Source organism: Mannheimia haemolytica (assembly GCA_900638155.1).
Lineage (GTDB): Bacteria > Pseudomonadota > Gammaproteobacteria > Enterobacterales > Pasteurellaceae > Mannheimia > Mannheimia glucosida.
In genome coordinates, this window is record LR134495.1 from 434328 (window position 1) to 453849 (window position 19522).

General features: G+C 42.1%; 20 protein-coding genes. 6 read left to right on the plus strand and 14 right to left on the minus strand.

The window, feature by feature from the left end; genetic code table 11:
* Window positions 1-17: 17 nt before the first annotated feature.
* Window positions 18-485: a methyltransferase family protein gene (locus EL242_RS02330; RefSeq protein WP_126301336.1), complete on the minus strand. Its 468-nt coding sequence runs from the start codon at window positions 483-485 to the stop codon at window positions 18-20.
* Between the two features lies 1 nt (window position 486).
* Complete coding sequence (murJ, locus tag EL242_RS02335) at window positions 487-2061, minus strand: murein biosynthesis integral membrane protein MurJ (protein WP_126301337.1); 1575 nt, start codon at window positions 2059-2061, stop codon at window positions 487-489.
* Between the two features lie 263 nt (window positions 2062-2324).
* On the opposite strand from murJ, the gene rpsT reads away from it, so the two are divergent.
* A complete protein-coding gene (rpsT, locus tag EL242_RS02340; protein ID WP_006253359.1) occupies window positions 2325-2588 on the plus strand; it encodes a 30S ribosomal protein S20 in 264 nt (87 codons plus the stop codon).
* 112 nt (window positions 2589-2700) lie between these two features.
* Here the strand turns inward: rpsT and mscL are convergent, their stop codons facing one another.
* From mscL to EL242_RS02360, 4 genes are all read right to left on the minus strand, one after another.
* The gene (mscL, locus tag EL242_RS02345; protein ID WP_006251148.1) at window positions 2701-3096 is read right to left on the minus strand and encodes a large-conductance mechanosensitive channel protein MscL; all 396 of its coding nucleotides are present in this window, start codon (window positions 3094-3096) and stop codon (window positions 2701-2703) included.
* Between the two features lie 132 nt (window positions 3097-3228).
* The gene (gene hemG, locus EL242_RS02350; protein WP_126301338.1) at window positions 3229-3756 is read right to left on the minus strand and encodes a menaquinone-dependent protoporphyrinogen IX dehydrogenase; all 528 of its coding nucleotides are present in this window, start codon (window positions 3754-3756) and stop codon (window positions 3229-3231) included.
* Entirely contained in the window at window positions 3757-5241 is a 1485-nt protein-coding gene (locus EL242_RS02355) for a TrkH family potassium uptake protein (protein ID WP_126301339.1), read from the minus strand.
* A gap of 3 nt (window positions 5242-5244) precedes the next feature.
* Entirely contained in the window at window positions 5245-5856 is a 612-nt protein-coding gene (locus tag EL242_RS02360) for a YigZ family protein (RefSeq protein WP_126301340.1), read from the minus strand.
* A gap of 115 nt (window positions 5857-5971) precedes the next feature.
* Here EL242_RS02360 and fmt point away from each other — a divergent pair, with 115 nt between their 5' ends.
* The 5 genes from fmt (at window position 5972) to EL242_RS02385 (ending at window position 10940) form a co-directional block, all read left to right on the plus strand.
* A complete protein-coding gene (gene fmt / locus EL242_RS02365) occupies window positions 5972-6925 on the plus strand; it encodes a methionyl-tRNA formyltransferase (RefSeq protein WP_126301341.1) in 954 nt (317 codons plus the stop codon).
* A gap of 12 nt (window positions 6926-6937) precedes the next feature.
* Window positions 6938-8416, plus strand: a complete 1479-nt coding sequence (gene modF, locus EL242_RS02370; protein WP_126301342.1) for a molybdate ABC transporter ATP-binding protein ModF — start codon at window positions 6938-6940, stop codon at window positions 8414-8416.
* Window positions 8417-9007, plus strand: a complete 591-nt coding sequence (locus EL242_RS02375; RefSeq protein WP_126301343.1) for an ACP phosphodiesterase — start codon at window positions 8417-8419, stop codon at window positions 9005-9007.
* Between the two features lie 88 nt (window positions 9008-9095).
* Entirely contained in the window at window positions 9096-10136 is a 1041-nt protein-coding gene (locus tag EL242_RS02380; protein ID WP_126301344.1) for a FecCD family ABC transporter permease, read from the plus strand.
* A gap of 9 nt (window positions 10137-10145) precedes the next feature.
* Window positions 10146-10940 carry an ABC transporter ATP-binding protein gene (locus EL242_RS02385; RefSeq protein ID WP_044427988.1) on the plus strand — a complete coding sequence of 265 codons (795 nt, stop codon included), beginning with the start codon at window positions 10146-10148 and terminating at the stop codon, window positions 10938-10940.
* Window positions 10941-10998: 58 nt separating this feature from the next.
* On the opposite strand, the gene EL242_RS02390 is transcribed toward EL242_RS02385, so the two are convergent.
* The 8 genes from EL242_RS02390 to mrdA all read right to left on the minus strand — a co-directional run bounded on the left by EL242_RS02390 (window position 10999) and on the right by mrdA (window position 19518).
* A complete protein-coding gene (locus tag EL242_RS02390) occupies window positions 10999-12105 on the minus strand; it encodes an ABC transporter substrate-binding protein (RefSeq protein ID WP_126301345.1) in 1107 nt (368 codons plus the stop codon).
* Window positions 12106-12302: 197 nt separating this feature from the next.
* Window positions 12303-13310, minus strand: coding sequence for a lipoyl synthase (gene lipA / locus EL242_RS02395; protein WP_172595339.1), 1008 nt, complete (start codon window positions 13308-13310; stop codon window positions 12303-12305).
* Between the two features lie 14 nt (window positions 13311-13324).
* Window positions 13325-13978 carry a lipoyl(octanoyl) transferase LipB gene (gene lipB / locus EL242_RS02400; protein WP_126301346.1) on the minus strand — a complete coding sequence of 218 codons (654 nt, stop codon included), beginning with the start codon at window positions 13976-13978 and terminating at the stop codon, window positions 13325-13327.
* Window positions 13979-14039: 61 nt separating this feature from the next.
* Entirely contained in the window at window positions 14040-14339 is a 300-nt protein-coding gene (gene ybeD / locus EL242_RS02405) for a DUF493 family protein YbeD (protein WP_126301347.1), read from the minus strand.
* A gap of 165 nt (window positions 14340-14504) precedes the next feature.
* On the minus strand, window positions 14505-15683 hold the full coding sequence (locus tag EL242_RS02410; RefSeq protein WP_126301348.1) for a serine hydrolase: 1179 nt from the start codon (window positions 15681-15683) through the stop codon (window positions 14505-14507).
* A 14-nt stretch (window positions 15684-15697) separates the two neighbouring features.
* Window positions 15698-16357 carry a septal ring lytic transglycosylase RlpA family protein gene (locus tag EL242_RS02415; RefSeq protein WP_126301349.1) on the minus strand — a complete coding sequence of 220 codons (660 nt, stop codon included), beginning with the start codon at window positions 16355-16357 and terminating at the stop codon, window positions 15698-15700.
* 91 nt (window positions 16358-16448) lie between these two features.
* A complete protein-coding gene (rodA, locus tag EL242_RS02420; protein WP_126301350.1) occupies window positions 16449-17576 on the minus strand; it encodes a rod shape-determining protein RodA in 1128 nt (375 codons plus the stop codon).
* Complete coding sequence (gene mrdA / locus EL242_RS02425) at window positions 17569-19518, minus strand: penicillin-binding protein 2 (RefSeq protein WP_126301351.1); 1950 nt, start codon at window positions 19516-19518, stop codon at window positions 17569-17571. Before mrdA ends, rodA begins: the two co-directional genes overlap by 8 nt.
* Window positions 19519-19522 lie beyond the last annotated feature (4 nt).

Sequence of the window (19522 nt, forward strand, 5' to 3'; positions counted from 1 at the left end):
AATCTCACCGCTTGCATTTAAAGCCAACGCCTTACTTGGGTGCAATACTCAGCATAATGCGTGCCGAATTTTTGGGCTAAAATTTGCTCTTCCGGCTTGATTTGAAAATAGGTTATCAACCATACAAACAGCGGTAAAACCAGCCACGCCAACATAGAACCCAACCATAATGCCCAAGCAATCAAACCTAACAGTAACGAAAGATACATTGGATTGCGACTTTTGCGGTAAATGCCCCAAGTGACCAATTTAGCGGTCTGTTGCGGACGAAAAGGGCTGTGTGTCGTTTGAGCTTGGTGTATGACCCAAAGTGCCGAGACGGCAACCGCTCCGCCAATTATCGCCACAACTAAACCGCTAAAAAATATGGCTGTATGCTGATAATTCGGCAAGCTCGCCGGCACATATTGAGCTACTAGCCACATTAAAGCGGCACAAAGCAAGAACCAAGCCGGCGGCGGGATTTTCAGTTTTAATGATTTCATTTTATGCCGAGCGGAAATCTTTTTTACGAATGCCTAACACCAAAATAGAGGCAAAATAACTACCGCCGGCTAAGATCATCAGCCAAATCAGCCAATACATTTTCTGCCACATTGTCATTAATGCCCAAAGTTCAATCTCAGGCGTGAAATAGGCAACCAACGCCCCCATTACACAAGCGGCGATGAATAGTTTCAACACAAAAAGCACGGTTTTACGGCTTACTTTATAGTAACCATTCTTTGAAAGGTTCACATACAGCAAGCTCACATTCACTAATGCCGAACACGCAGAGGCTAACGCTAAACCAATGTATCCCAAAAACGGAGCAAACGCCAAGCCAAAGCAGATATTACTTAAGGCGGCAATAATTCCGACTTTTACCGGTGTTTTGGTGTTTTGGTTGGCATAAAAACCGTTTGCCAGCACGCTAATCAACATATAGCTGTTTAACCCCAAGCACATTACCCAAAGTGGATAAGAGGTTGCCAGCACATCTTCAAAACCAAATTTACTCCGCATAAACATTGTCATAATAATCGGCTGAGCCAGCACTGCCATACCGATCATTGCCGGAATGCCGAGCAACAGCACCATTCTCACCCCCCAATCCATTGTGTTTTGAAAGTGTTCTCCACGTTGGATTTCGGTGAGTTCTTTGTTTTTCGCAATACGGGAAAGGCTAGGTAATACCACAGTTGAAATCGCAATCCCAAATAAACCGAGCGGAAATTCAATTAAACGGTCGGCATAATACATCCAGCTAATCGAGCCGGTAATCAAAAACGAGGCAATCACTTGGTTTAGCAGTAAATTTAACTGGGTAACGGAAACGCCAAATAATGCCGGAATCATTAATTTACGGACTTTAGTGACACCTTCGTCTTTCCACGCCCATTTTGGCTTAACCAGTAAGCCCTCTTTTTTCATAAATGGAATTTGGAATAAAAATTGCAACAAGCCGCCTAAAAATACCCCCCACGCTAAGGCAATATCCGGGGAATCGAAATAATCTCTGCCCCATAACGCTACCGCAATAATCGCCACATTCAGCAACACCGGGGAAAATGCCATCACCCCAAACTTACCGATGGTATTTAACACCGCACCGGATAACGCCACAAAGGTAATAAACCACAAATAAGGGAAAGTGATTTTGAGCAAAAAAGAGGCTTGGGTGAATTTTTCGGCATTTGGCCCGTCGTAAAGCCAATCTAAAAACCAACCTGTACCAAAAAGAGCGGCAACCACAGGCGAGGCAATCATTGCCACAAGGGTAACAACAGTTACCAAACCTCCTAATGTACCCGATACTTTGGCAATAAATTCTCTCGTTTTGTTTGGATCGTTATCCGCATTATATTCCGCCAACACCGGCACAAAGGCTTTAGAAAATGCCCCTTCGGCAAACAAACGGCGAAGAAAATTGGGAATTCGGTTCGCAAACAGGAAAATATCGGCACTCACGCCCGTGCCTAAAATAGTCGCCACCACAATATCGCGGATTAACCCGAGTATGCGGGAAATTAATGTCATTCCGCTTACGATCATGCCTGATCTTAAAAGTTTTTTGCTCATAATAAAGAGTAATATTGGTAAAATTATTGGAAAATCAGACCGCTTGTAGGCTGATCCTAAAAATCGATCATAATTTTAGCAGTTTGTTATAGGAAAATCAGAAAAAAACTGTTAAAATCTCGCCCTATCGTTTTCTATCAGAAAAACGGTGTTATTTTCAAGCACGTGTCTCGTTGAAAATGAATTAAAAACTATCGATAGGCAATATAAACAACGATTTTGTTTATATCTAATTTTTACACAGATATTTTAGGAGTTTGACCTTGGCTAATATCAAGTCAGCAAAAAAACGTGCGGTTCAATCTGAAAAACGCCGCCAACACAACGCAAGCCAACGCTCAATGATGCGTACATTCATCAAAAAAGTATATGCAGCAGTAGCAGCAGGCGATAAAGCAGCAGCTCAAACGGCTTTCGTTGAAATGCAAAAAGTTGTAGACCGTATGGCGTCTAAAAACTTAATCCACGCTAACAAAGCGGCTAACCACAAATCTAAATTAGCAGCGCAAATCAAAAAATTAGCGTAATATCGAACAGATATGAAAAAAACCGACTTTATGTCGGTTTTTTTCTTTTTAACCATAACACAAAGGGCTATTCTAGATATTCTAAAATAGCCCTTATTTCAAAATCAGTTAATTATTTTTTCAATAAATCACGGATTTCAGTTAATAATTTCTCTTCCGCTGTTGGCTCTGCAGGAGCTTCTTCTACAACTGGAGCTTTTTTCAGTGAGTTAATCACTTTCACCATACCGAATACCGCAAGTGCGATAATTAAGAAATCAAATACGTTTTGGATAAATGCACCGTATTTTAACATCACTGCTTCCGCACCTTCTTTTGCCGGGGCGATTTCAATGGCTAAATCTTTGAAATCCACGCCACCGATTAACCAACCGATAGGTGGCATTACAACATCGCTAACTAATGAAGAAACAATTTTACCGAATGCACCGCCGATAATCACACCGACAGCCATATCAACAACATTACCTTTTACCGCAAATTCACGGAACTCTTTTAAAATACTCATAGGGGGCTTTCCTTTCATTCAATGATTAAACACGGTCTTCGCAAGAACGTGGGCTGGCGATTATAATCAAAATCTTTAAAATTTATACAACATTTAAATAAATTTACATTTTTTTGATTTAGATCAGTTTGATTATAACTGATTGGCTAATAATTTGCCAAAATTCTCTACCTGTTGCCAATCGGTGTACTCATATTCTTTAGAGGTATCGGTTTCGCCTTTGGTGATTTTCATAATAAAGCGAATCATCACTCGGTCGAATGGCTTATAGCGTGGGTAGAACAATGCTCCGGCAATCACCTCAACCAGAGTTGGCTTCCATTTCACTTTGGCTAAAAATTTTCGCACATAAGTATTGGTTTCAGGCGTGTTGCGATTGTCTTTGCGAGCGGTTAAATTCACGCCGTAAAAGGCGGTTTTCTTTGCATTTAACGCCAAATAATGCTGTTCCACAAACTGATAAACCAACGGGTTAAAATGCCCATAGCGAATTGAAGCTCCGATGACAATTTGGTCTGCATTTGCAATTTTTCCGGCAAAATCGACCGCTTGATCTTTCAGCGAAATCAGTTCGACTTCGTGGGTAATCACGCTCGCCAATCGTTCGGCAATTTTTTTAGTTTGACCATCAGTCGTAAAATAGAGAATTAAGGTTTTCATTTAATCTTTCCAAAAAACAGGGCTTAAAATCACCAACAAGGTGAACACTTCCAAACGTCCACATACCATCGCAAAAGTCAGCACCAATTTGGCACTGTCCGGCACTTGGGTGAAATTGCTGCTCACGCTACCTAACGCCGGGCCTAGATTATTCAGGGTGGCAATCACCGCATTTAGGGCATCAAAGGTTTCCATTCCACAGGCGATTGAGGCAAGCCAGCAGATCACAAACACGAAAAAGTACGCCGAGAAAAACGCCCAAATACCATCAACTACCCGTTCCGATAAAACGTGGTTGCCTAATTTAATCGGTTGAATCACATTGGGGTGAATGTAGCGGTGGATTTCACGTTTACTTTGTAAATAAAGTAACAACACCCGAATCACTTTCAAGCCGCCACCGGTTGAGCCGGCACAACCACCGATAAAGGAAGACAATACCAACAGCGTGGGTAAAAACGAACTCCAATGGCTAAAATCATTAGTAGTAAAACCGGCAGTAGTGGAAATGGACACCGATTGAAACAATGCTTGCTCAATGGTGACAGAGGTGTTATCGAAATAACCGTAGCCCACTAATACCAAGGTACAGACTAAGAAAAGCCCTAACTGTACCATCAAGAAAAAGCGAAATTCGTAATCGCCCCAATACAAGCGGCTTAAAATACCACCTTTTTTGCGGGTCTGAATATCACGCAACCGGTCGATCACCGCAAAATGCAATGCAAAGTTGCAGGCAGAAAGTAGCAGGAAAAACACGGTAATATAACTAATTGCCGCATTATTAAAATAACCGATGCTAGCATCGTGGGTAGAGAATCCGCCAATCGAAACCGTGGAAAAGCTATGCGAAATAGCATCAAATACCGTCATTCCGGCAAGCCAAAATGCCACTGCACACAGAATCGTCAGGCTGAGATAAATCAACCACAACGCTTTTGCCGTTTCCGCAATGCGAGGTCGCATTTTCTGCTCTTTGAGCGGGCCGGGCATTTCCGCACGGTAAAGCTGCATTCCACCAATGCCTAACAGCGGAATAATCGCAACCGCTAATACGATGATCCCCATTCCCCCCAACCATTGCAGAAATTGGCGATAGAATAAAATCGCTTTAGGCAGACTGTCTAGGCCGGTGATAACAGTTGCCCCCGTGGTGGTTAAGCCGGAAAAGGACTCAAAAATGGATTCCGCCACATTTAAATCGGGGTTTTCCAAAATAATAAAAGGCACAGCCCCGAGCAAACCCAACACCACCCAAAACAGCACTACAATTAAAAAGCCCTCGCGGGAACGTAGCTCATTTTTGTTGTCACGGCACAGCCACCAAAGCAGCGTACCGACCATAAAATTCAAGGCGAAGGCTTCTAAAAATGCCCGCCCACCGCCATCGCCATAAATTAGGGCAACCGTTGCCGGCACAAGCATTGTGAATGAAAAACACATCACCAAAATGCCAACAATTCGGATAATCGAAAAAAATTGCATAGACTAGATTTCTTCTTTTATTAATGCGAGCTTGCCCGAAAAGCGTTGAGTTAATTCATCTGCAAAGGCCTCAACCTCGCTCGGGTTAAATGCCAGCAACAAATCCACTTTATCGCTAAAAAGTTGCTCGACAATCACAATATCTTTCTCGCTAATGAGATGAGAAATGGTATTAAACTGCTCATATTCACACTGCAAGCGGTAATTTTTTCGCAAAACTTTGCGAACCCGTTCCAACTGCAATAACGCCTGCTGAACACCATTGCCATAGGCTTTCACCAAGCCGCCGGTGCCAAGCTGGATACCGCCATAGTAGCGAACTACCACCGCCGTAATTTCCCCCAAGCCTGAACCAAGCAAATAATTGAGCATTGGCTTACCTGCTGTGCCGGACGGTTCTCCATCATCAGAAAAGCCGTATTGTTGCGAGTCATTCGGCAAGCCTGCTACCGTTGCCCAACACCAATGGCGTGCGTGCGGGTGCTGAATTTTCAACTCCTGCCAAAATGCCTTGGCTTGCTCCATACCTTCAGTGTGGCGAAGGTAGGTGATGAATCGGCTTTTTTTAATCTCTTCTTCAAAAATTGTATCCGCTTTGGGGATAAAAAATTCCATTGTTTAATTCTCTTATCTTGAATGTGGCAATGATACCATATTCAAGCCACTTTTTATTTGTGCTGTTTAATGGTTTAATAAGTCTTTCATTGATAACTTGAACGAATAAAAAAATATGTCAAAACTCAATATTATTTTTGCCGGCACGCCTGATTTTGCCGCTCAACATTTACAAGCCTTATTAAATTCCGAACATAACGTGATTGCAGTTTATACCCAGCCGGATAAACCTGCTGGGCGAGGGAAAAAACTGCAAGCCAGCCCGGTGAAACAACTTGCTGAGGCTCACAACATTCTGGTTTTTCAACCTAAATCTCTGCGTAAGGAAGAGGCTCAAGCTGAACTGAAAGCCTTAAATGCCGATGTGATGGTGGTGGTGGCTTACGGCTTAATTCTACCTGAAGCGGTATTGAATGCCCCTAAATATGGCTGCCTAAACGTACACGGTTCGCTACTGCCCCGCTGGCGTGGTGCAGCTCCGATTCAGCGTTCGATTTGGGCGGGCGATAGTGAAACCGGTGTAACCATTATGCAAATGGACGTTGGCTTAGACACCGGCGATATGTTACATAAAGTCACGACCCCGATTGAGCCGAATGAAACCTCCGCCTCACTGTATGCCAAACTGGCAGAACTTGCCCCTCCGGCATTGCTTGAAGTGTTAAACGGTTTAGAAAGCCACGCATTCAAAGCCGAAAAACAAGACGAGAGCCAATCTAACTATGCCGAAAAATTATCAAAAGAAGAGGCAAAATTGGATTGGCAACTCCCCGCTGTTCAACTGGAACGCAATATCCGAGCCTTTAACCCTTGGCCGTTTAGTTTTCTAACCTTAACCGTTGATGGCGTTGAGCAAAGTATCAAAATTCACCAAGCCACGGTGTTACCTCATCAAGAAAAAGCAGCTGGCACGGTACTCAATGTGGATAAAACCGGGATTCAAATCGCCACTCAACAGGGCGTGCTGAATATTACCCAGCTTCAACCGGCAGGCAAAAAACCAATGTCGGTGCAAGATTTCTTAAACGGTCGAGCGGATTGGTTCGTCAGCGGTACACAACTAAGTTAAAACGGGAAAGATATGCAAACACAACCTTTACTCACAATAACCAATGCCCGATTTTCACTGGTTAAACAACATAAACTCACGATTGATGCCTTACAGATCCAACCCAATGACTTTTGGGTGGTCGTAGGCGGAAACGGTTCGGGGAAAACAGCTTTTTCACTGGCTTTACAAGGAAATATCTCGCTCTATTCCGGCGAATATGACAATTCGTTCCAACATATCCAACTGCTTTCTTTTGAGCAACAACAAAAAATGCTGGAGCAGATTTTCAAAGATCGCAACAATGACAGCGTCTCACCCGATGATTTCGGCTTAACCGCCCGACAAGTGATTTTAAACGGTAGTCAAAAAGTGGCGTTATGTGAGAACTATGCCCACAAATTGCATATTCAACATCTGCTTGAACGCCCATTTATGCACCTTTCCACCGGTGAAAGTCGCAAAGTGCTATTTTGCCAAATGTTAGTGAGCGAGCCGGATTTACTCATTTTAGATGAGCCGTTTGAAGGGCTTGATCAGCAGTCGGTGCAATATTGGCAACAACTGATTGCCGAACTACAAAGCAAAATGGCGTTAGTGCTGATTGTAAATCGTTTTAACGATATTCCTGACGCAGCTAGCCATATTGCCTTATTAGATAATTTATCGCTGATTTTACAAGGAAAGCGAGCAGAAATTGAACAGCAAGCGGTCTATTCTCAGCTAAAATTTGCAGAACAGAATGTGAACGTCCCTTTGCCTGAAAGTGCCGCTCCGCTACTCAGCCTGCCGGAAAATATCAATCCGTTTGAGCTGGAAAAGGTGACTATCCAATACGGCGAAAAGAAAATTTTAGACAACCTCAGTTGGACGGTTGAGCCAAAACAACATTGGTGGATTAAAGGCCCGAATGGAGCAGGAAAATCGACCTTACTTTCGATTATCACCGGCGATCACCCCCAATCTTATGCCAACAAAGTCCGACTATTTGGCAAACAACGAGGAAGCGGCGAAACTATTTGGGATATTAAGAAAAATATTGGCTATGTCAGCAGCCAGTTGCATATGGATTATCGGGTAAATTGCTCCGCGATGGAGGTCATTCTTTCCGGCTTTTTTGACAGCATCGGCGTGTATCAACAAGTGCCGAATGCCTTGCAATTAAAAGCAATGGAATGGTTGGAACGCCTCAATTTAAGCAATGTTGCCAAAAAGCCGTTTCGCTCGCTCTCGTGGGGGCAACAACGCTTACTTTTGATTACTCGAGCAATGGTTAAACACCCACCGATTCTGATTTTAGACGAACCACTACAAGGCTTAGACGGCATTAACCGCAAATTAGTCAAACAGTTTATCGAACAATTAGTGACCAACAGCCAAACGCAACTATTGTTTGTATCACACCAAGACAGCGATGCTCCAAACTGCATTACGCATTTGTTTGAGTTTGTACCGAAAGGCGAAACCAACGAGTTTGGGTTTGAGTATCACCAAACAGCACTTGGAGCATAAATGAATTTTCTTGCCCATTCGCTGATTTCACTTGAAATTGACACCCAAACCAAGCAACAAACCCTATATGGCAACTTTGCCGGCGATTTCTATAAAGGTTTAGTTCAACATCTCAATTTAGCGGAGAGCTTAAAAGGCGGTGTGGTTTTACACCGCTTGATCGATAAGATTTCAGACAGACCGGACAGCCTGACAACCCAATTACTCCAAGGCACATTTGGGCGCTATAAAGGTATTGTGTCGGATATTATGATTGATCATTTCTTAGCTAAAAATTTTCAAGCCTTATTTAGCAAAGATTTGAATACTATACAAAGAGATATCTTTCAACAGATAAATCAATATCGAGCAATTTTTCCTGAAAACTTTATTCCTATGTTTAATTGGCTTGAATCCCGTAATGCATTAAGTAGTTATGCGGATTTAGATTTCTTAGAAAAGGTATTCTTGGGAATGTCATCAAGAGTTAAGAAAGGCGAGATTTTAAGAAATGCCGTAACCGAAATTCGGCAAAATTATACTCTTTTAGAAGAAGCAGCTATTCAGGAATTTTTTACGGTAAAAGACAAGGCTACTAGAGGACTTGGTTGAATACTTTAGTCTGTATCTCTGATATTCTTGAATTTATCGATCTTTTCTCTTATCCTGTCTGATAATAATTCTCAAACATTACATTTTTATGCAAACAACGCTCTCTCCCCAACAAATAGCTAAAAAGCAGCGAACTATCGAAAAGAAACGCAGTTTTTTATTACTCTTTTTCTTACTCATTTGTTTACTCAGCCTCATTTTCGATATTATGACAGGCCCTTCCCTGCTTCCGTTTAATGAAGTTTGGAAAGCCTTATTCCAATTAGGCGAAACTGAAGAAACCACCAAAGTGATTGTCTATGAGCTACGCTTACCAATGGCAATAATGGCATTGGTGGTTGGAGCGGCTCTTGGTGTCGGAGGAGCGGAAATTCAAACTTTGCTTAATAATCCAATGGCAAGCCCTTATACACTGGGTTTAGCAGCTGCAGCTGGTTTTGGTGCTTCGATTGTTATTGCCTTTGGCGGTTTTAGTTTACCCACCGAGATTGCTGTACCTATCGGGGCTTTTGTGATGACACTATTCTCTTCCGCTATTTTATTTGCCTTTTCCTCTTTAGGGCGTTTTAGCTCGGCAATATTAGTACTGGTAGGAATTGCCTTATTGTTTTTATTTCAGTCTTTACTGTCATTGGTGCAATTTATTTCTGCACCTGAAGTATCCCAACAAATTCTGTTTTGGCTATTCGGTAATTTAACTAAAGCTACTTGGCAGACTATCTCAATTGCCTTTGGCGTAACTACAGTCTGTATTTTATTATTACTCAAAGATGCGTGGAAATTAACTGCCTTGCGTTTGGGCGAAGCTCGAGCATTGAGCTTAGGTATTAACTTAACTTGGTTACGAATGAAAACATTGCTGATTGTGTCTGTAATGACGGCCACCTGCATTAGCTTTGTAGGCATTATCGGCTTTATTGGCTTAGTTGCCCCGCATATTGCCCGAATGTTGCTAGGCGAAGACCAACGCTTTTTCCTGCCCGGTTCAATGTTAGTGGGTGCGGCATTTTTATCGATGTCATCCGTGCTATCAAAAAGCCTTGTGCCGGGCGCATTATTTCCGGTCGGTATTATTACGGCATTAGTCGGTGTGCCGTTCTTTTTCTGGATTGTGTTGGCGAAACGATAAGGATTTTCTATGCTCAACTTAAACGATGTAACTATTAAGCGTGGAAACTTAGTGGTGGCTGATAAAATCAATCTACATTTTGAACAAGGCAAGATCTATACTTTACTTGGCCCAAATGGTGCGGGTAAATCTTCTCTCCTTAAAACTCTATTTGGGGAAATTGCTCATCAAGGCACAATTGATTTTGACGGTAATAAATTAACCTCAAGCCACTTGCATAGTTGGCGTAAAGAAATTGGCTATATGCCACAAGACACACAGGTAGAGGCCTCACTCAGTGCCTTAGAGGTTATTTTATTAGGGCAACTTGATAGCCTGAATATGTATATTAGCGATGAATTACTCAATGAAGCCGTTGATATTATGGATAAACTCGGTATTTCACATCTAGCTCATCAAGATATTATGCGACTAAGTGGCGGGCAACGGCAAATGGTAATGTTCGCACAAGTATTGCTACGTAAACCACACATTCTGCTGCTAGATGAGCCTGTCAGTGCGTTGGATATGTATCATCAAATCAACTTACTTGAATATGTGAATGCCTACACTCGAGCGAATAACCTAATTACAATTATGGTGCTGCACGATTTAAGCCTTGCGGCTCAATTTTCGGATAGTGTGATGCTATTAAGCGAGGGGAAAATTCAAGCACAAGGCAGAGCTTGTGATGTGTTGGAATGCGATATTATTCGGAGACTCTATAATGTCAATATTGAGATTTTATATGATGGAAACGGCTCGCCGATTATCCGCCCGCTTCGCAAATGTTTAAATATTGATTGCTGTTTGAACCGCAAATAGTAAAAGTAAATACAAGCGGTCATTTTGCAAAATAAATCTGCAAAATGACCGCTTGTTGTTATTTCAGTTGAATAAAGAATGTGCCTTTTGGCGTAATTGGTAAGTAGTTGTTGTGAAAATCCAAATACGTTTTTTCAGGATCGATATCTTTAAACAATTCAGGATAAAGCGCTTTCGCCATAAATTGAGCGCTCGCTAAATCTGAAATCGAGCGAGACGCTGTATGATATAAACCATAAACACGCCCTGATTTTACCGCAGGTAAATCTTTCCAACCTGTACGCTCCATAAAGCCTTTCAAACGTTTTTGAGCATCGGCTTCTTCAATATTAATCCCCATCGACATAATCTCAGGGTTAGTGTCGTTGCCTAGTTCCGTACCTGAAATCATAATCACATCAGGTTTAGAAACTAACACCTGCTCAGGGTTAATCTGCCCCCAGTTTTCTACAAACGGGGCACTAATGTTATCGCCTCGCACCGTTTCGGCAATCGCTCCCCACATATTTTTACCAAAGGTAAAACTATGCTCTTTCGGGCCTTTATTACCAAATTCAACATAGATTTTCGGCTTACTTACTTTTGCATTATCAATACGGCTCTGAATATCAGCAATGCCCTCTTCATACTCTTTGGCAATTTTCTCCGCTCTCTCTTCAGTGCCTGTAAGCTGACCGAAAACTCTCACGCTTTTTGTATGGTTTTCAACAGTTTGCTTGTTGAAATCTACTACTACAACAGGAATGCCAGCTTGCTCAATGCGTGGAATCTCACTGGCTAACGCTTGATATTGAATTTCAGGTAGCACTAACACATCAGGTTTTAATGCAATAGTTTTTTCTGTTGAAAAAGTACCACTATTCACATAGCCAAGATCGGCAATGTTTTTTAGATTTGGCATTTTTTCTGCAAATAATGCCCAACTGCCTGGGTTGAACTTTTCCCAAAACTCTCGTGAAATCCCTACTACCTTATCGAAATTTTCAACACCGGTTACCGCAATATAGTCAGGGTAATAGAAAGTCAGTGCAACACGTTTAGCAGGCACATCAACTTTGACCTCACGCCCTAATACATCAGTGATGGTTTTAATTTCGGCATTGGCAGTTGTACCAAAAGCAAGCAATGTGGCAGCAAATACGCTGTTTAATAGTAATTTTTTCATTGGAACTCCAAAAAGAAATGGAAAGTTGAATTGTAACTTTCTATAACAAATAGTCAATGAAAATAATTCGCAACAACGAATTTATACATTAATCTATAAAAGCCGGAAGGGTAAATTCAAAGAAATAACAAGCGGTTTAATTTTGCTAAAACTTTGCAAATAGTAAAACAAAGGGCGAATAATATTCGCCCTATTTTTTATTTCACTAATTCGCCTTTTGCTTGTAAGTCTGCGTGGTAAGAAGAACGGACAAATGGTCCGCAGGCTGCGTGTTCAAAGCCCATTTTTTCGGCTTCCTCACGGAACATATCAAACTCTGCCGGTGGTACATAGCGTTCCACTTTTAGGTGATGGCGACTCGGTTGTAAATATTGCCCGATAGTGAGCATTGTTACACCGTGGTCGCGTAAATCTTTCATTACTTCCAAGATTTCTTCGTTGGTTTCGCCTAAGCCTACCATTAAGCCGGATTTGGTCGGAATATTCGGGAACTCTTGCTTGAAGATTTTCAATAATTCCAACGACCATTTGTAATCCGCCCCCGGGCGAACTTCACGATAGAGACGTGGCACATTTTCTAAGTTGTGGTTAAAGACATCAGGTGGATTTTCTTTGAGAATTGCCACCGCTTGCTCCACACGTCCACGGAAATCCGGCACAAGAATTTCCACTTTGCAATGCGGATTTAAGGCTTTGATTTCACGCACTGTTGCCGAGAAATGAGCAGCTCCACGGTCAGGTAAATCATCACGATCCACTGAGGTAATCACCACATATTTGAGTTTCATATCTTGCACCGTTTCTGCCACTTTGCGAGGTTCGTCAGGGTCAAGCGGAAGCGGTTTGCCGTGTGCCACATCACAGAACGGGCAACGACGGGTACAAATTGCACCCATAATCATAAAGGTTGCGGTGCCGTGATTAAAACATTCGTGTAAATTCGGGCAAGAGGCTTCCTCGCACACCGAGTGCAACCCGTGGCGACGCATACCGTTTTTAATGCTGTCAATTTTCGCTGAGTTTGCCGGCAGTTTGATTTTCATCCACTCCGGTTTTTTTAAGAGTTCTTGATCCGGGTCGATATTACGCACCTGAATCACAGAGGTTTTGGCGGCATCACGATATTTCACCCCTTTTTCCATTTTAAAAGGGCTCATTTTTTTCACTGTAGCAGTTGCCGTCGTTTGAGCTGTCGATGTAGCCATTACTGTATTTTATCCTAATTGTTAATAATTTGTTGGTTATTATAGCCTAAAATTGTGCTGAAATGAGCCACTAATTTTGGAGCAACCTCTTCGCAACGCAAATCAGGGCGATGAATCAGCTCGCTTAATTGGCACATTTCAAGCCCGGCATAACCGCACGGATTGATGTTGCGAAAAGGCGTTAGATCCATATTGATATTTAATGCCAAACCGTGGAAAGAGCAACCTTTGCGAATGCGTAATCCAAGCGAACAGATTTTTTTCTCATTCACATAAACCCCCGGGGCATCGGCTTTTGGGTAACTTTCTATGCCATATTCTGCCAAGGTTTGTACCACCGTTTGCTCAAGGGCGGTGACTAAATCCCGAACCGACACTTCTTTCCCCAAGGATTTCAGCCGTTTGATATCAATCAGCACATACATAATTTGCTGCCCTTCGCCGTGGTAAGTAATTTGCCCGCCACGGTCGCTTTGCACTACCGGAATATTAGTTGGGTTTAACAAATGCTCCGGTTTGCCTGCCGATCCTTGAGTGAATACAGACGGGTGCTGAACCAGCCAGATCTCATCATCGGTGTTCTCATCACGGCTATCTGTGAAAGATTGCATTTGGTGCCAAATCTCTTCATAGGGCTGAATGCCTAGTTGGCGAATTATTAATTTCATTTTCTATTTTCCAACATTGCTTTATTGAAAAATTGAGGGCGAATGTGATTCGCCCCTCGCATTATAATACCATTCTCACACCGGCAATTTTAGCCAATTCAGTGTAAAGGGTTTCTACTTGCTCAATATTTTCCGCCACAATATCAATCGAAACGGAGTTATAAGTACCTTTTGAGCTTTTTTGCTGACGTGGGTTGTAGTCGCCTTTGGCATATTTTTGGGTGACCACCACTACATCATCAACTAAATCTTCTCGGTTTGCGCCCACCACTTTGAACGTGAAATGACACGGGAACTCTAACAGATCTTTTAATTTAGCTTGAGGTAAATCTTGTAAGTTTATCGCTTTTGGTTGAGACATTTTCGATCCTTCTTCTATTTTTTCTTCGGGGCGAAAGATTTTTTGCCCCTACATTTTTTATACATTCATATCTAAAACGGTAAGCGGTGAAATTTTGCAAATTTTTTGCAAAATCACACCGCTTGCATTGCTCCCTAGATGGGGATAAAAAGGCAAATCACAAGATTAATCAAACAGGCTCTTCACGGTAAGGGCAATCCAATCCCACGCTTTACCGAAAATACCGGCTTCCGGTACATCTTGTAAGACTTGTAAGTTAGTGCTTGCAACATCTTTGCCGTCAAGTTGGTAGATCATTTTACCCACTACTTGTCCTTTTACTAAAGGGGCTTCAAGGTTTTTCTTCTCTAACTCATAACGGGCTTTCAAATCTGCCGAGCGACCTTTCGGAATAGTCACAAAGCTATCTTGTACCGAGCCTAATTGCACCTTATTCGCTTCACCATAATAGACACTTTGCTCGGCAACCGATTGAGCTGCCGGAATAGATTTAATAGTTTCAAAGTTCGCAAAGCCCCATTGCAGTAATTTCTTACTTTCTACTTCACGGCCTTTATAAGTTGGCACGCCCATCACCACCGAAATTAAACGTGTATTCGGGTTGGTTGCTGATGCGACTAAGTTATAGCCGGCTTTATCGGTATGCCCGGTTTTCATACCATCAACTTGAATGGTTTTGTCCCACAATAATCCGTTGCGGTTTGGTTGTGGTTTTTTGATGTTATATTGGAACTCTTTTTCCGAATAAATTTTATACTCTTCAGGCTGATCACGAATAATATGCGAGCCGATAATTGCCATATCACGAGCAGAAGAATATTGTTCCGGATCGTCTAAACCGTGCACGGTGGTAAAGTGAGTATTCTTTAAACCAAACTGTTGGGCATATTTGTTCATTTCATTCACAAAAGCCACTTGTGAGCCGGAAACGTGTTCAGCTAATGCAACAGAAGCATCATTACCAGAGACGATAATCAGCCCTTTCATCAACTCACCTACAGAGACTTTGCTGTTTAAATCTAAAAACATTAATGAAGAACCAGGGAATTTTTGCGCCCACGAGTTTTCGGTGACAGTCACCATATCGCTGTTTTGCACTTTCCCTGATTTTAAGGCTTCACCCACCACATAACTGGTCATCATTTTGGTTAATGATGCAGGATATTGACGCTGATCTGGGTTCAAACTCACCAAAACTTCACCGGAGTTGTAATCCATCAAAATATAGGTTTGTGCGTTGATCTGGGGTGCAGATAAATTGAAGTTGGTGTTTAAATCTGCATAGGCAATGCTTGAAACCGCAAGACCTACCACGCTCATCGCTTTCACTAATGTTTTTTTCATATTTCCTCTTAAAATTAATTCATTACATATAACTGATTAGTCGATCCCAATTTTGACTTATCAACAATCGCAATTTTCACTCTTGCCGTCCCCGAATGGTGCATACCGATTTTTTTCGCTGCGGCTGATGATAAATCCAAGACCCGTGCATGAGCATAAGGTCCACGATCATTCACACGAACCACCACAGAACGCCCGTTTCGTAAATTCGTCACTTCAATTAAAGTACCAAATGGTAAAGTTCGATGTGCAGCCGTCATTTTAGCGTTGTTGAAAGTCTCCCCATTAGCGGTTCGGCGACCATTAAATTGATTTGCATAATAACTAGCAACACCGGTTTGAAAATGTTTTTTAACCAGTAGCTTATGTTGCCCCTTTACCAATTTTTTCTTAGCAATTACCGTTTTCTTAACAACCTTGCGAGCCAACTTTTTTTTAGATTTAATCGCCTTAGTTGTAACAGTAGAAATGGTTTTCTTTTTTGTGGCTTTAGCTACTACTTCTTTTTTCTTAACTTTAGAAGTACCTACTTTTTTTATTGCTTTAGAAGTTGCTTGCTTCTTGGTTGAAATACTTGATTTAGCTTTTGTATTCTTTGTCGCAGCCAAAGAATTTAATGAGCTAAAAGTCAGAAATCCAGCTAACAACAGGGTTACAATTTTACCTAATCTCATATAAGTTTTTTCCTCTATGTGGATGTCGTTATTGTTTGTAACGATGATCGTTTCACTGCTTTTTGATACCGCAAAAAAGCAAAAGTTTAATTTATTTCAGTTTATCATAAGGATTATTACTGCCTACGCGCTTACGGTGAACATAGGTTGACATCATCAAACCAAATGCCGCCATCAGCGTCACATAGGAAGTTCCACCGTAACTGAAAAGCGGTAATGGTACACCGACTACCGGTAAAATACCACTTACCATACCAATATTTACAAAAACGTAAACAAAGAATAAAAGGGCTGTGCCGCCCGATAAAATACGCCCAAAAGCAGAATCTGATTTTGTGCCAATCACTAAACCTCGGGCAATAATAAACAAATAAATCGCCAATAAAATCAGCACGCCTATCATACCATGTTCTTCGCTTAACACCGCAAAAATAAAATCCGTATGCGGTTCAGGCAAAAATTCAAGCTGGGATTGTGTGCCTTCCATCCAACCTTTGCCGTTAATACCTCCTGAGCCTATCGCAATTTTAGATTGAATAATATGATAGCCAGCACCCAACGGGTCTTTATTAGGATCAATTAACGTCATCACTCGGGTTTTTTGATAATCGTGCATTAAGAAAAACCACATTATCGGGATAAATCCGGCTAAAAACACCACACCCGCCCCAATTAATTTCCAACTGAGTCCCGCCAAAAACAGCACGAAAATCCCAGCAGAACAAACTAAAATTGCAGTCCCTAAATCGGGCTGAATTGCCACTAATAAAGTTGGCATAATAATAATGGCGAGTGCGATAAAGGTATCTTTAAAACTCGGAGGAAGCGGTCGCTTACCCAAATAAGTTGCCACCATCAGCGGCACAGCGAGCTTGGCAATTTCAGAGGGTTGAAAGCGAACAAAGCCTAAATTCAACCAACGCTGTGCCCCTTTACTGGTTTCGCCTACTAAATCGACTAAAATCAATAAAACCAAACAAAAAACATACAGATAAGGCGATACTTTTTGATAAAAACGAGGGGGCACCATTGCCATTATCAACATCAACCCAAGCCCGAGCGACACTTGAATCAGCCTGCTGGTAAACATTCGCTCATTTGCACCGCTTGCACTGTATAACACTAATAAGCCGTAGCCAGTAATCGCCAACAGCCCTGCCAATAACAGAAGATCGAGCGAAAAAATTTTCCAGAAAAGTTTTTTAAAGCCACTATTCATGATTTTCCTCTGTAACAAGCGGTCGATTTTGCTCAGAATTTTGCGAATCCGGCTGTTCGCCAACACCTTTTCTTAAAACATAATCCATAATCTGACGAGCCACCGGTGCCGCAGCACTACCGCCCCCCCCTGCATTTTCTAAAATTAACGCCACCACCATTTTCGGCTGTTCATAAGGGGCATAGCCAATAAACCACGCGTGGTCGTGTAGCTCTTTTTTAATCGCATTTTTATCGTAATTCTTACCGTTTAAGTTAAACACCTGCGCTGTACCGGTTTTCCCCGCTGCGTGATAAAACGCACCGGCAAACACTTTGCGAGCTGTACCGTTGGCAGCGTGAGCCACATTAAACATTCCCTGTTTCGCCAAGTTCCAGTAAGCACTCGGCACGTCTTTAATATCTTCATACAACAGTGGATCTTGATATGGCGTCACCGAATTACTGCTTTGTACTTCCAGCATTAAATGCGGGGTATTCACCCGGCCGTTGTTGATTAGCACCGCAGTGGCTTTCGCCAACTGTAACGGGGTCGAAATCCAGTAGCCCTGTCCAATCCCAACCGGAATAGTATCGCCCTGCACCCAAGGTTTTTTATAGCGTTTTTGTTTCCATTCACGGGTTGGCATTACCCCTGCGGATTCCTCAAAAATATCGATACCGGTTTTCACCCCGAAACCGAATTTTTTCATCCAATCCGACATTTTATCAATCCCCATTTTATAGGCTAATTGATAGAAAAAAGTATCAGAGGATTCGGTAATCGCTTTATTCACATTAGTTGCACCGTGTCCGCTACGTTTCCAATCTCGATAACGTTGTGTAGTGCCGGGCAAAATCCAATAGCCGGGGTCTGAAATGGTGGTAGAAGGGGTAATCATTCCCTCTTCCAAACCTGCCACCGCCATAAATGGCTTAATAGTTGAAGCCGGTGGATAAGTGCCTTGTGTAGTACGGCTATAAAGTGGTCGGGTTGGATCGTCCAATAATGCTTTATAAGCTTGCCCTGAAATACCGCCCACAAATAAATTATTGTCATAACTCGGGTTTGAGACCATCGCTAAAATACTGCTATCACGAGGGTCAAGCACCACCACCGCCCCTTTATGCTTAGCAATTAACGACATCACATATTGCTGTAATTCCACATCAATACTCAAGCGAATACTGCTACCGGCAACCCCTGCTTGGTCACGCAATTTACGGATCACTTTCCCTCGGTTATTAATTTCTACCTCTTCAAAACCGGTTACACCGTGAAGTTGGTCTTCATAGAATTTCTCAATCCCCAATTTGCCCATATCGTGCGAACCGGCATAATTACCGAATTTACCCTCTTCTTGTAGCTTTTTCTTGTCATTTTCGTTAATTTTCGCCACATAACCGATAATATGGGTTAAAAGTTCGCCGTAAGGATAATTCCGTTTGTAATACGCCTGCACATCTAAACTCGGAAAACGGTATTGATTCACGGCAAAACGTGCCATCTGAGTCTCGTTCAAATTGCCTTTGAGCATAATCGGGGTATAGCGAGAACTGCGTTTTTTCTCTTTATGATAATTCTCGATATCTTCGTCCGTCAGCCCAACAATATCCTTCAGCTCGGTTAAAGTTTGCTCAATATTTTCCGTCTTTTCAGGCACAATAAACAGCCCGAAATAAGTTAAATTTTCCGCCAATACTTTACCGTTACGGTCATAAATTAAGCCTCGGGCCGGTGGCACAGGCAACAATTTAATGCGGTTACCGTTTGAACGGGTTTGGTAGTCCTCATAATTCACCACTTGTAAGTGATACAAGTTGGTTAATAAAACACCACTTAACGCCAACACCCCCAGAAATGCAACTAAGGCACGGCGAGCATACAGATTGCTTTCTGCCTGCCCGTCTCGCACCTTTTCTCGCTGGTTTGATGCTGTGAATTTTGCTAATTTACCAAACATATAA

Coding starts and splice junctions, on each gene's coding strand:
- EL242_RS02330 (WP_126301336.1), bottom strand. CDS start 485: ATGAAATCATTAAAACTGAAAATCCCGCCGCCGGCTTGGTTCTTGCTT.
- murJ (WP_126301337.1), bottom strand. CDS start 2,061: ATGAGCAAAAAACTTTTAAGATCAGGCATGATCGTAAGCGGAATGACA.
- mscL (WP_006251148.1), bottom strand. CDS start 3,096: ATGAGTATTTTAAAAGAGTTCCGTGAATTTGCGGTAAAAGGTAATGTT.
- hemG (WP_126301338.1), bottom strand. CDS start 3,756: ATGAAAACCTTAATTCTCTATTTTACGACTGATGGTCAAACTAAAAAA.
- EL242_RS02355 (WP_126301339.1), bottom strand. CDS start 5,241: ATGCAATTTTTTTCGATTATCCGAATTGTTGGCATTTTGGTGATGTGT.
- EL242_RS02360 (WP_126301340.1), bottom strand. CDS start 5,856: ATGGAATTTTTTATCCCCAAAGCGGATACAATTTTTGAAGAAGAGATT.
- fmt (WP_126301341.1), top strand. CDS start 5,972: ATGTCAAAACTCAATATTATTTTTGCCGGCACGCCTGATTTTGCCGCT.
- modF (WP_126301342.1), top strand. CDS start 6,938: ATGCAAACACAACCTTTACTCACAATAACCAATGCCCGATTTTCACTG.
- EL242_RS02375 (WP_126301343.1), top strand. CDS start 8,417: ATGAATTTTCTTGCCCATTCGCTGATTTCACTTGAAATTGACACCCAA.
- EL242_RS02380 (WP_126301344.1), top strand. CDS start 9,096: ATGCAAACAACGCTCTCTCCCCAACAAATAGCTAAAAAGCAGCGAACT.
- EL242_RS02385 (WP_044427988.1), top strand. CDS start 10,146: ATGCTCAACTTAAACGATGTAACTATTAAGCGTGGAAACTTAGTGGTG.
- EL242_RS02390 (WP_126301345.1), bottom strand. CDS start 12,105: ATGAAAAAATTACTATTAAACAGCGTATTTGCTGCCACATTGCTTGCT.
- lipA (WP_172595339.1), bottom strand. CDS start 13,310: ATGGCTACATCGACAGCTCAAACGACGGCAACTGCTACAGTGAAAAAA.
- lipB (WP_126301346.1), bottom strand. CDS start 13,978: ATGAAATTAATAATTCGCCAACTAGGCATTCAGCCCTATGAAGAGATT.
- ybeD (WP_126301347.1), bottom strand. CDS start 14,339: ATGTCTCAACCAAAAGCGATAAACTTACAAGATTTACCTCAAGCTAAA.
- EL242_RS02410 (WP_126301348.1), bottom strand. CDS start 15,683: ATGAAAAAAACATTAGTGAAAGCGATGAGCGTGGTAGGTCTTGCGGTT.
- EL242_RS02415 (WP_126301349.1), bottom strand. CDS start 16,357: ATGAGATTAGGTAAAATTGTAACCCTGTTGTTAGCTGGATTTCTGACT.
- rodA (WP_126301350.1), bottom strand. CDS start 17,576: ATGAATAGTGGCTTTAAAAAACTTTTCTGGAAAATTTTTTCGCTCGAT.
- mrdA (WP_126301351.1), bottom strand. CDS start 19,518: ATGTTTGGTAAATTAGCAAAATTCACAGCATCAAACCAGCGAGAAAAG.